The organism is Paramixta manurensis (assembly GCF_013285385.1).
GTDB classification, from domain to species: Bacteria; Pseudomonadota; Gammaproteobacteria; order Enterobacterales; family Enterobacteriaceae; genus Paramixta; species Paramixta manurensis.
This window is the reverse complement of sequence record NZ_CP054212.1, coordinates 3,152,225-3,165,455: the sequence shown is the minus strand read 5'-3', so window position 1 is coordinate 3,165,455 and position 13,231 is coordinate 3,152,225. Positions and strand designations below refer to the sequence as shown.

Here is a 13,231-nt window from a genome sequence, read left to right as displayed (position 1 = left end):
CGGTGTCCTGTAATCAAAAGGCAAAGGGCGGAAAATCCGCCCTTCGGTGACCCAGTATAACGCCTGTCGTTTTACTGGCGATAGCCCTGCAGAAAGCGACCAAACTTACTGACGGCCATTTCCAACTCATCCACACGCGGCAACGTCACAATGCGCACGTGATCCGGCCATGGCCAATTAAACGCGGTGCCTTGTACCAGCAGCACTTTTTCCTGCAGCAGAAAATCCAGCACCATTTTCTGATCGTCCTGGAGGTTAAATTTTTTCGCATCAATGCGCGGGAACATATACAACGCGCCTTGAGGCTTCACGCAGGTGACGCCGGGAATATCGTTAATTAATTCCCAGGCGCGTTGGCGCTGTTCATACAACCGGCCGCCGGGAACGATAAATTCGCTGATACTTTGATAACCGCCAAGCGCCGTTTGAATGGCATGCTGTGCGGGAACGTTCGCGCACAGACGCATTGAGGCCAGCATTTCCAGCCCTTCAATATAACCCTTCGCGTGTTGCTTCGGCCCGCTAAGCACCATCCAGCCTTGACGGAAGCCCGCTACGCGATACGTTTTTGACAGGCCGTTAAAGGTAATGGTCAGCAAGTCAGGCGCCAATGCCGCGATAGAGTGGTGCTGCGCCGCGTCGTAAAGGATCTTGTCGTAGATCTCGTCTGCGAAAATAATCAGATTATGCTCGCGGGCGATTTCAACCACTTCCATCAGCAACTCTTTGCTATAAACCGCCCCGGTGGGGTTGTTCGGATTAATAATCACAATCCCGCGGGTACGCGGCGTGATCTTGCTGCGAATATCATTGAGATCGGGAAACCAGTCGGCGGACTCATCGCATAAGTAGTGCACCGCTTTTCCGCTCGACAGCGAGACGGCGGCGGTCCACAACGGGTAGTCTGGCGCAGGAACCAGCATCTCGTCGCCGCTGTTCAGCAAGGCCTGCATCGATTGCACAATCAGTTCAGATACGCCATTACCGATATAAATATCTTCAACGGTAATATCGCGAATTCCTCGCGCCTGATAGTGCTGCATAATGGCTTTACGGGCTGAATAAAGTCCCTTCGAATCGCAGTAACCTTGAGCGCTTGGCAGATTTCTGATCACATCGACCAGAATCTCATCCGGCGCGTCAAAGCCGAATGGGGCAGGGTTACCGATATTAAGTTTGAGAACTTTATGGCCTTCTTCTTCGAGGCGTTTAGCCTCTTTTAACACTGGCCCGCGGATGTCATAGCAGACGTTATCCAACTTGCCGGATTTATTAATTATTACATTCATCACAACCGCCTTAACTGGCAGAACCGTTTTCCTGCCGTGGAAACGAACCCGCACAATTTACTCCTCTGACCGCCGCTTTTGAAGGGTAGTATCCAGTTTTGGCGCTATCAGGAGGCTTTGCGCGCTCTGCTGGTGCGCTGAGGCGGTAATGGTAAGATAACTGGTATTATTAACTGATTATTTTGATGAGTTTGGTTTTTTATCTGGATGGATGACCGTATGCTGTAAAGGTGGCGTAACGGTATTTGACTAATGATGCGCGCCGAGCCCGAAGGGTGAATACAAATAAAAAATGATGGATTGATGCGCGCTGAAATAGTTAAATTTTTCTACTTAAATGGCTTTTTTTAAGCACAGGTTTGACCAGTTGTCAGGCGTCAACCAGAAAAGTTACCGTCAAGGGTAATATGAACTGGCGTGCGCTGTATGTAAATTGATCGAAAAAATTTAGCGCAAGAGGCGTGTTGGAATGCCGGTTTAGCGATGTTTTCCCGATTTACTGATAAGAATAACTCATTTGGGGCTTAAAAATTAATCGGCATTATGGCAGGATAATCATCAGGGAACATTGCGTCAAAAATGGCAATGTTTCAGGTTATAAAGGTTCCTGTTTTATTGTGATAAAAGTTAAGTAGTGTTTACTAATTTTGCGCGACAATCGTCGCGTTTTTGGCAGTATGGCTCTAATGGTTGTGTTAAACCAGCGGCCCCGCAGCCTGTTGTTGAGAAGGGCGGCGGTTTTTAATTCACCAAACTACAACGCGGTATTCCGCATTTTACTGACGGTCGACGAGCGCCGGTCGCGTATCTGATAACGGGTATCCATTCTCGTGCCTGATATGGAAATATCAGGTTGGATATCATGAAAAGGAGATTCTCAGGTTCGTAAAGCAAGTTATAGCGATGTGTTGAAGCCTCATTATTTACTCTAACCATCGCGCAATTATTACCGCGTATCGTTTTGATAACGCGTGTAATAACACCAGGGTAGCTGTTTTTAAAAAATTTATAAGTGAAGAAAATATGACTAATGCAAATCGTCCGATACTCAATCTCGATCTCGATCTGCTGAGAACGTTTGTTGCGGTTGCGGATCTTAATACGTTTGCCGCCGCCGCAGCGGCCGTATGCAGAACGCAATCGGCAGTAAGCCAGCAGATGCAACGTCTGGAACAACTGGTTGGTAAAGAGTTGTTTGCCCGTCATGGGCGTAATAAGTTACTGACTGAGCACGGCATCCAACTGTTAGGTTATGCCCGAAAAATATTGCGTTTTAATGATGAAGCCTGCACCTCTCTGATGTACAGCAATGTGCAAGGCGTGTTAACCATCGGCGCATCGGATGACACTTCAGATACGATTTTACCTTTCTTACTGAACCGCGTGACGTCAGTTTATCCCAAACTGGCAATTGATGTTCGCGTGAAGCGTAATCCCTTCATGATGGAAATGCTCAACCAGGGCGAAGTCGATCTGGTTGTGACCACTTCCAGCCCAGGCTCCTTTACTTCTCAAGTGTTACGCACGTCGCCCACCTTATGGTATTGCGCAGCAGATTATATCTTTCAGCACGGCGAGGCGATTCCGCTGGTGTTGTTGGATGAGCCAAGCCCCTATCGCGATATGGCTATCGACCATTTGAACGAGGCAGGGATTCCGTGGCGTATCTCCTACGTGGCTTCGACATTAGCTGCCGTGCGTGCGGCGGTGAAGGCGGGGCTCGGCGTCACGGCGCGTCCGGTTGAAATGATGAGCCCGGAATTGCGGGTGATGGGCGCGGCGGAAGGTCTGCCCGTGTTGCCGGATACGCAATACTTACTTTGCCGCAATCCTGACAGTGAAAATGAGCTTGCGCTGGCCATTTTCAACGCGATGGATTCCAGTAACGACCCCTATAATTTGACCGCCAGCGGCCAGGACAGCTCAGTGCTGGTGGATGATGAAGAGTAGCCGTGTATTGCGTGCTTATTACCGGATTTTTATGCGGTAATCATCCAGCTTAGCTTGCCAAAAAAAGCCTTTAGAGCGCTGATTTACTCTAAAGGCTTTTTTTATAACTTTTACTTGGCTTTTATGCCATTTGGGAGCCAAAAAAGAGAATAGGATTGCCAACTTTTGTCAACCCATAAACAGAACCTTGCTCAGCAGGTATGGAAACCGCAGATCGGAGTCGTTAGCGGGGGCGTCAAGAGAAAAAAGCGGTGTTTTTAAACGCAAAAAGGGCAAAAGTGTGCTCTGGATCAAAAAAATAACCCTTTTAAGGGGCATGAAAATGGCAGGAATCCTGTCAAAATATGTTTGTTAAACGCGCGATCCATACTTATAAATACCCGCTACACTTTATTCACACGACTAGACTGACTCGATTTAGCCTACTTTCTGCGCATCATATGTTAATAAAATGCAGCGGGTGTAAATTAGTGTGTGGATACTTTTGTCAAAGTTGACAAAAGGTTATAGAAAGGAGTAAAAAACCCCATAAAATTGCTGCTTATGCCTTAAAGACAGCAAAATTTATAAGGTTTTTCATCCTTCCCTTGAATCGATGTGGTGTGTTCACGGCCTAACCAGGCTATGCAGGACGCTAAGCGCCACTTTTAGAGTTAAGCATAGAGTATGTCAACAACCACAGAAGTCATCGCTCATTATTGGGCATTCGCTGTTTTCGTCGTTATCGCCTTAGGCTTGTGTTGCTTTATGTTAGCCGGTGGCTGGCTATTGGGTGGCAGAGCGCGCGCAAGGCATAAAAACACTCCTTTTGAATCCGGTATTGACCCGGTTGGCAGCACGCATATCCGCCTTTCTGCCAAATTCTATCTGGTTGCGATGTTTTTCGTTATTTTCGACGTCGAAGCCCTCTATTTATACGCATGGTCGACTTCTATCCGCGAAAGTGGCTGGGTCGGTTTTGCTGAAGCCACAATTTTCATTTTGGTGCTGTTGGCTGGTTTAGTCTATCTGGTGCGCATTGGCGCGTTGGATTGGGCTCCCGCGCGTCGTCGCGTGGCGGTTAAAACCGACACGGTCAGTCACACCAACCCTCAAAAGCAGTAACAGCGAGGCATTAAGATGGACTATACGCTCACCCGCATAGACCCGAACGGTGAGAACGACCGTTATCCCCTACAAAAGCAGGAGATCGTTACCGATCCTCTGGAACAGCATGTTCACCGTAGCGTTTACATGGGCAAGTTAGAACATGCCCTGCATGATATGGTGAACTGGGGACGCAAAAACTCTCTTTGGCCGTATAACTTCGGCCTTTCGTGCTGTTACGTGGAAATGGTGACATCGTTCACTGCGGTACACGATGTGGCGCGTTTTGGGGCGGAAGTACTGCGTGCTTCTCCTCGCCAGGCTGATTTCATGGTGGTGGCTGGTACGCCATTTACTAAAATGGCACCGGTGATCCAACGCTTGTATGACCAAATGCTTGAGCCGAAATGGGTCATTTCCATGGGCGCTTGCGCTAACTCCGGCGGTATGTACGACATCTATTCTGTGGTTCAGGGCGTCGATAAATTCTTGCCGGTTGATGTGTATATTCCTGGCTGCCCGCCGCGTCCTGAAGCTTACATGCAGGCATTATTGCTGCTGCAAGAGTCGATTGGTAAAGAGCGTCGTCCGCTTTCATGGGTGGTTGGCGATCAGGGTGTTTACCGCGCCAATATGCAATCAGAGCGTGAAAGAAAACGCGGCGAGCGTATTGCGGTAACCAACCTGCGTACGCCTGACGAAATTTAAGCCAGGAGTAAATGGATGCGGAGCCACAGCGCAACAACACCACAACTTAACGCGCAAATCCCATCCTGAAACCTGTTACTTCGCGCCTGTTCGCAGGCCACAATAGTGAGTAACTTATGACAGATTTAACCACGCAAGATCTCGCGCAGGATGCATGGCAAACCCGGGATCATCTGGATGATCCAGTGATCGGCGAGTTGCGTAACCGTTTTGGGCCGGATGCCTTTACTGTTCAGGCCACCCGCACCGGCGTGCCGGTTGTTTGGGTGAAACGTGAACAGTTACTGGAAATAGGGGAGTTTCTCCGTAAACTGCCGAAACCCTATGTGATGCTGTTCGATCTTCACGGCATGGATGAGCGCCTTCGTACTAACCGCACCGGTTTACCCGCTGCGGATTTTTCCGTTTTCTACCACCTGATTTCTATTGAACGAAATCGCGACATTATGCTCAAGGTGGCATTATCTGAAAACGATTTGCATGTGCCGACCATCACCAAACTGTTCCCTAACGCGAACTGGTATGAGCGTGAAACTTGGGAAATGTTCGGGATTACTTTCGACGGCCATCCGCACCTGACGCGCATTATGATGCCGCAGACGTGGGAAGGGCACCCGTTGCGTAAAGACTATCCGGCGCGCGCCACAGAATTCGATCCGTTTGTGTTGACCAAACAGAAAGAAGACCTGGAGATGGAGGCACTGACCTTTAAGCCAGAAGAGTGGGGCATGAAGCGCGGCACCGAAAATCAGGACTTTATGTTCCTGAACCTCGGCCCGAACCACCCATCAGCGCACGGTGCATTCCGTATCATCCTACAACTGGATGGCGAAGAGATTGTTGACTGCGTGCCAGACATTGGTTACCACCACCGTGGCGCGGAGAAAATGGGTGAACGCCAATCGTGGCACAGCTACATTCCGTATACTGACCGTATCGAGTATCTCGGCGGCTGCGTGAACGAAATGCCTTACGTACTGGCGGTTGAAAAACTGGCCGGTATTAAGGTGCCAGAGCGGGTAGACGTGATCCGCGTGATGCTGTCCGAACTGTTTCGTATCAACAGCCATTTGCTGTATATCTCCACCTTTATTCAGGACGTTGGCGCGATGACGCCGGTGTTCTTTGCCTTTACCGATCGCCAGAAAATTTACGATCTGGTCGAAGCGATTACCGGTTTCCGTATGCATCCGGCATGGTTCCGTATCGGCGGTGTGGCGCATGATCTGCCGAAAGGTTGGGATCGTTTGCTGCGTGAATTCCTTGACTGGATGCCGAAACGTCTTGATTCCTATGTAAAAGCCGCGCTGAAAAACACCATTTTGATTGGGCGTTCAAAAGGCGTTGCCGCCTATGGTCGCGACGAGGCGCTGGCGTGGGGCACCACTGGCGCGGGTCTGCGCGCCACCGGGGTTGATTTCGATGTGCGTAAATGGCGTCCTTACTCTGGCTACGAGAATTTCGATTTCGAAATCCCGGTTGGCGATGGCGTAAGTGATTGCTACAGCCGCGTTATGCTGAAAGTGGAAGAGTTGCGTCAGAGCCTGCGTATTCTTGAGCAGTGTCTGAACAATATGCCGGAAGGTCCGTTTAAAGCCGATCATCCGCTGACGACGCCGCCGCCAAAAGAGCGTACATTGCAGCATATTGAAACGCTGATCACTCACTTCTTGCAGGTTTCATGGGGCCCGGTTATGCCAGCCAATGAATCCTTCCAGATGATTGAAGCGACCAAAGGAATCAACAGTTACTACCTAACCAGCGACGGCAGCACCATGAGCTACCGCACCCGCGTGCGCACGCCAAGCTTCCCGCATCTGCAACAGATCCCTTCCGTGATCCGTGGCAGTCTGGTATCCGATTTGATCGTTTACCTCGGTAGTATCGATTTTGTTATGTCAGATGTGGACCGCTAATTATGCACGATCAGAAAATTGCGATCGAAACGATCGACCCGAATGAGGTCTTTGTGCTGAGCACGGCGGAACGTGACGCCATCGAGCATGAAAAACATCATTACGAAGATGCACGCGCCGCTTCGATTGAAGCGTTGAAGATTGTGCAAAAACAGCGTGGCTGGGTGCCGGATGGCGCTATTGAGGCGATTGCTGAAGTGCTGGGGATCCCGGCCAGCGATGTTGAAGGGGTGGCGACATTTTATAGCCAGATCTTCCGCCAGCCGGTTGGCCGCCATGTGATCCGCTATTGCGATAGTGTGGTTTGCCACATTACCGGTTATCAGGGGATTCAGGCCGCATTAGAAGATAACCTGAACATCAAACCGGGCCAGACCACGGAAGATGGGCGTTTCACGCTGCTACCGACCTGTTGCCTTGGCAATTGTGACAAAGGCCCAACCATGATGGTGGATGAAGATACCCACGTACATTTAACGCCGGAGTCAATTGCCTCTTTACTGGAGCAGTATCAATGACATTCAAACAGATCATTCGTACTGCGGAAACCCATCCTTTAACCTGGCGCTTGCGCGATGATAAGCAGCCGATTTGGTTTGATGAGTATCGCAGTAAAAACGGTTACGTCGGGGCGGAAAAAGCGCTGAAAGGCATGGCGCCGGATGAAATCGTCGCGTTGGTAAAAGATTCCGGCCTGAAAGGGCGCGGCGGCGCAGGCTTCTCCACCGGTTTGAAGTGGAGCCTGATGCCGAAAGACGAGTCGATGAATATCCGTTATCTGCTCTGTAATGCTGATGAAATGGAGCCAGGTACTTATAAAGACCGTCTATTGATGGAGCAACTGCCGCATCAATTGGTGGAAGGGATGTTGATCAGCGCTTTTGCCTTGAAAGCGTATCGCGGCTACATCTTCTTACGCGGTGAATACATTGAAGCAGCGGTGAACTTGCGCCGTGCAATTGCCGAAGCAACCGAAGCGGGGTTCCTCGGGAAAAATATCCTCGGTACCGGTTTTGATTTTGAATTGATCGTGCATACCGGCGCCGGACGTTATATCTGTGGTGAAGAAACCGCGCTGATTAACTCCCTTGAAGGTCGCCGCGCGAATCCGCGTTCAAAACCGCCGTTCCCGGCCTCTGCTGGCGCGTGGGGTAAACCGACCTGCGTTAATAACGTTGAAACGCTGTCGAACGTACCGGCGATTCTGGCCAATGGCGTGGAGTGGTACAAAGGCATCTCAAGTAGCGACGATACCGGCACCAAAATGATGGGCTTCTCTGGCCGGGTGAAAAATCCGGGCGTTTGGGAATTGCCCTTTGGCACCACCGCGCGTGAGATCCTCGAAGATTACGCAGGCGGCATGCGCGATGGTTTGAAATTTAAAGCCTGGCAACCAGGCGGCGCGGGTACCGATTTTCTGACCGAGCAGCATCTTGATCTGCCGATGGAATTCGCCAGCATCGGTAAAGCCGGTAGCCGTTTAGGCACCGCGTTGGCGATGGCGGTGGACCACGAAATCAATATGGTTTCCCTGGTGCGCAACCTGGAAGAGTTTTTTGCTCGTGAATCCTGTGGGTGGTGTACGCCATGCCGCGACGGTTTGCCGTGGAGCGTGAAAATTTTGCGCGCGCTGGAGCAGGGGAAAGGCCAGCCAGGCGACATCGAAACGCTTGAGCAACTGTGTCGCCAACTCGGCCCGGGTAAAACCTTTTGCGCGCATGCGCCAGGTGCGGTGGAACCGTTACAGAGCGCCATTAAATATTTCCGTGATGAGTTTGAGGCTGGCATCGCGCCACAGGTCTTCGGCAATACCCGTGCTATTGGCGGTATTCAGCCCAACCTGTTGAAAGCGCGCTGGTAATTTTGCAAAAGAATCAACCCTAAATAATTCGAGTGTCGCTAACGCACCTGCAGCTTGAAATAGGACGGGAATAAGCGAAAACGGCGACTTGCTGAATTACTCAAAGAATTTGTGTTAAACGCCTGTGTTGAGCATGGGCCTTACTTGAGCATGTTACTATGGCTACAATTCATGTAGACGGTAAAGAATATGAGGTGGATGGAGCGGACAACCTGTTGCAGGCATGTCTTTCCCTCGGCCTCGATATTCCTTATTTTTGCTGGCATCCGGCGCTAGGAAGCGTTGGCGCCTGCCGCCAGTGTGCAGTGAAGCAATATCAAAATGCCGAAGATACCCGCGGTCGCCTGGTCATGTCATGCATGACGCCCGCGTCTGATGGCACGTTCATTTCTATTGACGACGGTGAAGCGAAAGAGTTTCGCGAAAGCGTAGTGGAGTGGTTAATGACCAACCACCCGCATGACTGTCCGGTTTGTGAAGAGGGCGGCAACTGCCATCTTCAGGATATGACGGTGATGACGGGGCACAGCTTCCGGCGTTATCGCTTCACGAAACGTACCCATCGCAATCAGGATCTCGGTCCATTTATCTCCCACGAGATGAACCGTTGTATCGCCTGTTACCGCTGCGTGCGTTATTACAAAGATTATGCCGACGGTAAAGATCTGGGCGTCTATGGCGCGCATGACAACGTGTACTTCGGCCGTCCGGAAGATGGCACGCTGGAAAGCGAATTTTCCGGCAACCTGGTGGAAATTTGCCCGACCGGCGTGTTCACCGATAAAACCCATTCCGAGCGCTATAACCGTAAATGGGATATGCAGTTCGCGCCCAGCATCTGTCAGCAGTGCAGCGTCGGCTGTAACACCAGCCCCGGCGAACGTTATGGCGAGTTGCGCCGTATCGAAAACCGCTATAACGGCACGGTTAACCATTACTTCCTGTGTGACCGCGGGCGTTTCGGTTACGGCTACGTTAACCTGAAAGATCGTCCCCGTCAGCCGATGCAACGCCGCGGCGATGATTGGATTGCGCTCAACGCTGAGCAAGCGATGCAGGGTGCGGCGGATATATTGCGTCAGGCGAAAAAAGTGATTGGTATCGGCTCGCCGCGCGCCAGCGTAGAAAGCAACTTCGCGCTGCGTGAATTGGTGGGCGCGGAAAACTTCTCCACCGGTATCCCGGCAGGCGAGCAGGCTCGCCTCGAATTGATGCTGAAAGTGCTGCAAGACGGCGGCATTCATACGCCGGCGCTGCGTGAAATCGAAAGCTACGATGCGGTGCTGGTGTTAGGTGAAGACTTGACGCAAACCGGCGCTCGCGTGGCGCTGTCGGTTCGCCAGGCGGTTAAAGGCAAGGCCCGTGAAATGGCGGCGGCACAGAAAGTAGCCGACTGGCAGATTGCCGCCATCCTGAATATCGGTCAGCACGCAAAACATCCGCTGTTTGTGACCAACGTGGATGAAACGCGTCTTGATGATATCGCCGCGTGGAGTTATCGCGCCCCGGTAGAAGATCAGGCGCGCCTCGGGTTTGCTATTGCACATGCCCTGGATGACAGTGCCCCGGCGGTGAGCGATATCGAGGGTAGCCTGAAAGGCAAAATCGACGTTATCGTTCAGGCGCTGGCCGGTGCGAAAAAACCGTTGATTATTTCCGGTACCCACTCGGGTAGCGAAGCGATGATCGAAGCGGCGGCGAACGTAGCGAAAGCGTTGAAAGGCCGCGGCGCCGAGGTTGGCATTACGCTCCTTGCCGGTGCGGCCAACAGCGTGGGGCTGGGACTGATTGGCGGTAAAACGCTGGATGCCGCGCTGGACGAGTTAGCCAGCGGAGCTGCCGATGCGGTGGTGATTATGGAAAATGATCTCTATCGTCAGGCGCCAAAAGCACAAGTGGATACCGCGCTGAGCAATACGCCTAATGTGATCGTGGTCGATCACCAGCGTACCGCGACAATGGAGAAAGCGGGTCTGATCCTCTCAACCGCCAGCTTCGCGGAAAGCGACGGCACAGTAGTTAACCAAGAGGGTCGCGCACAGCGTTTCTTCCAGGTGTACGATCCGGCCTTCTATGACCATAGCGTTGAGATGCTGGAAAGCTGGCGCTGGCTGCACTCACTGCATAGCACAGTGGAAAGCCGCGAAGTGGACTGGACGCAGCTTGACCATGTGATTGATGCCGCGATTGTGGCATTGCCGCAGTTGAAAGGCATTAAAGATGCCGCGCCGGATGCAAGCTTCCGTATTCGTGGGCAGAAACTGGCGCGTTCCCCGCATCGCTCCAGCGGACGTACCGCATCGCGCGCCAATATCAGCGTGCATGAACCGCGTCAACCGCAAGATAAAGACACCATGTTTGCCTTCTCAATGGAAGGGAACAACCAACCGGGCGCGGCGCGTTCGCAGATCCCTTTTGCCTGGGCGCCAGGCTGGAACTCACCGCAAGCGTGGAACAAGTTCCAGGATGAAGTGGGCGGCAAATTGCGCAATGGCGATCCGGGTGTACGTCTGTTTGAAGCAGGCAGTGGTCAGCTCAACTGGTTTGACCGCGTTCCGGCGGCCTTCGTCGGCCAGGATAGCTGGCGTGTTGCCCCTTACTACAATTTGTTCGGTAGTGAGGAGATGACGCAGCGTGCGCCGGTTATCCAGCAACGTATGCCGGAAGCGTGTGTGGTGGTGAACCCCGCCGATGCCGCGAAGCTGGGTGTTAATCCGGGTACCGCAGTGGAGTTCACCTGTGCCGGTGAAACATTGCGCTTACCGGTTCGTCTCTCCGCGTCGCTACAGGCAGGGCAGGTTGGATTACCGCTGGGTATGCCTGGCGTCCCGCCGTTCTTGTCGGGCGCTAATATTGAAAATCTGCGGGAGGCGGCACAATGAGTTGGCTGACACCGGATGTTATCGACATCATCATCGGCGTGGTAAAAGCCGTCGTCATTCTGCTGGTGGTGGTCATTTGCGGCGCGTTTATGAGTTTTGGCGAGCGCCGTTTACTCGGGTTGTTCCAAAACCGTTACGGGCCGAACCGGGTAGGTTGGGGCGGTTCGCTGCAACTGGCGGCGGATATGATCAAAATGTTCTTTAAAGAGGACTGGATCCCGCCGTTTACCGATCGGGTGATTTTTACCCTCGCGCCGGTTATTGCCTTTACTTCGCTGCTGTTGGCAATTGCGATTGTGCCCATTACGCCGACTTGGATGGTGACGGATCTGAATATCGGTCTGTTGTTTTTCCTGATGATGGCTGGTCTGGCGGTATATGCGGTGCTGTTTGCCGGTTGGGCGAGTAACAATAAATACTCGTTGTTAGGTGCCATGCGCGCCTCCGCGCAGACGCTGAGCTACGAAGTGTTCCTCGGCTTATCGCTGATGGGCGTAGTGGCGCAGGCCGGTTCGTTCAATATGAACGATATCGTTCACAGCCAGCAGCATTTGTGGAACATCATTCCGCAGTTCTTCGGCTTCATTACGTTCTGCATCGCAGGCGTAGCGGTATGTCACCGTCATCCGTTTGACCAGCCGGAAGCCGAGCAGGAACTGGCTGATGGTTACCACATTGAATATTCCGGTATGAAGTTCGGTCTGTTCTTCGTGGGTGAATATGTGGCGATTGTTACCGTTTCGGCGCTGATCGTTACGTTGTTCTTCGGCGGCTGGAACGGCCCGTGGCTACCGCCATTTATCTGGTTTGCGCTTAAGACCGCGTTCTTCATGATGATGTTTATTCTGATTCGTGCCGCTCTGCCGCGTCCACGCTATGACCAGGTGATGTCTTTCGGCTGGAAAGTTTGTCTGCCGTTGACGCTGTTGAACCTGCTGGCAACTGCCGCAGTGATTCTGTACAACGCGCAGTAAGGGGTTAAATAACCATGACATTGAAAGAAATTGTGGTTGGTTTCGCGACCCAGGTACGCAGTATTTGGATGATTGGCATGCACGCTTTTGCCAAACGCGAAACGCGCATGTATCCGGAAGAGCCGGTTTACCTGCCGCCGCGCTACCGTGGCCGTATCGTGCTTACGCGCGATCCGGATGGTTCAGAGCGCTGCGTGGCCTGTAACCTGTGTGCGGTTGCCTGTCCGGTTGGCTGTATTTCGCTGCAAAAAGCGGAAATGCAGGATGGCCGCTGGTATCCGGAATTCTTCCGCATCAACTTCTCGCGCTGCATCTTCTGTGGCCTGTGCGAAGAAGCCTGTCCGACCACCGCTATCCAGCTTACCCCGGATTTCGAACTGGGTGAATTTAAGCGACAGGATCTGGTGTACGAGAAAGAAGACCTGCTGATTTCAGGGCCGGGTAAATACCCGGAATATAACTTCTATCGTATGGCGGGCATGGCGATCGAAGGGAAAGACAAAGGCGAAGCGGCAAACGAAGCCAAACCTATCGACGTCAAAGGCTTGTTACCTTAAGGAGCCAG

Annotated in this window: 10 protein-coding genes; 9 read left to right on the top strand and 1 reads right to left on the bottom strand. The window is 52.1% G+C overall.

Annotation, left to right across the window (positions count from 1 at the left end; translation table 11 throughout):
• Nucleotides 1-71 precede the first annotated feature (71 nt).
• A complete protein-coding gene (locus PMPD1_RS15170; protein ID WP_173634836.1) occupies nt 72-1,289 on the bottom strand; it encodes a pyridoxal phosphate-dependent aminotransferase in 1,218 nt (405 codons plus the stop codon).
• A gap of 1,023 nt (nt 1,290-2,312) precedes the next feature.
• Here PMPD1_RS15170 and lrhA point away from each other — a divergent pair.
• From lrhA to nuoI, 9 genes are all read left to right on the top strand, one after another.
• Nucleotides 2,313-3,239, top strand: a complete 927-nt coding sequence (gene lrhA, locus PMPD1_RS15165; RefSeq protein ID WP_173634835.1) for a transcriptional regulator LrhA — start codon at nt 2,313-2,315, stop codon at nt 3,237-3,239.
• Nucleotides 3,240-3,905: 666 nt separating this feature from the next.
• Nucleotides 3,906-4,343, top strand: coding sequence for an NADH-quinone oxidoreductase subunit A (locus PMPD1_RS15160; protein ID WP_173634834.1), 438 nt, complete (start codon nt 3,906-3,908; stop codon nt 4,341-4,343).
• A 15-nt stretch (nt 4,344-4,358) separates the two neighbouring features.
• The gene (locus PMPD1_RS15155; RefSeq protein ID WP_173634833.1) at nt 4,359-5,033 is read left to right on the top strand and encodes a NuoB/complex I 20 kDa subunit family protein; all 675 of its coding nucleotides are present in this window, start codon (nt 4,359-4,361) and stop codon (nt 5,031-5,033) included.
• Nucleotides 5,034-5,149: 116 nt separating this feature from the next.
• Complete coding sequence (nuoC, locus tag PMPD1_RS15150) at nt 5,150-6,949, top strand: NADH-quinone oxidoreductase subunit C/D (protein WP_173634832.1); 1,800 nt, start codon at nt 5,150-5,152, stop codon at nt 6,947-6,949.
• A 2-nt stretch (nt 6,950-6,951) separates the two neighbouring features.
• Nucleotides 6,952-7,467 (top strand): NADH-quinone oxidoreductase subunit NuoE, encoded by a 516-nt coding sequence (nuoE, locus tag PMPD1_RS15145; RefSeq protein ID WP_173634831.1) that lies wholly within the window; start codon nt 6,952-6,954, stop codon nt 7,465-7,467.
• Nucleotides 7,464-8,810 carry an NADH-quinone oxidoreductase subunit NuoF gene (nuoF, locus tag PMPD1_RS15140; protein WP_173634830.1) on the top strand — a complete coding sequence of 449 codons (1,347 nt, stop codon included), beginning with the start codon at nt 7,464-7,466 and terminating at the stop codon, nt 8,808-8,810. The genes nuoE and nuoF overlap by 4 nt, the downstream gene beginning before the upstream one ends.
• A gap of 158 nt (nt 8,811-8,968) precedes the next feature.
• Entirely contained in the window at nt 8,969-11,692 is a 2,724-nt protein-coding gene (gene nuoG / locus PMPD1_RS15135; protein ID WP_173634829.1) for an NADH-quinone oxidoreductase subunit NuoG, read from the top strand.
• A complete protein-coding gene (gene nuoH / locus PMPD1_RS15130; protein ID WP_173634828.1) occupies nt 11,689-12,666 on the top strand; it encodes an NADH-quinone oxidoreductase subunit NuoH in 978 nt (325 codons plus the stop codon). Before nuoG ends, nuoH begins: the two co-directional genes overlap by 4 nt.
• Nucleotides 12,667-12,680: 14 nt before the next feature.
• Nucleotides 12,681-13,223, top strand: coding sequence for an NADH-quinone oxidoreductase subunit NuoI (nuoI, locus tag PMPD1_RS15125; RefSeq protein ID WP_173634827.1), 543 nt, complete (start codon nt 12,681-12,683; stop codon nt 13,221-13,223).
• Nucleotides 13,224-13,231 lie beyond the last annotated feature (8 nt).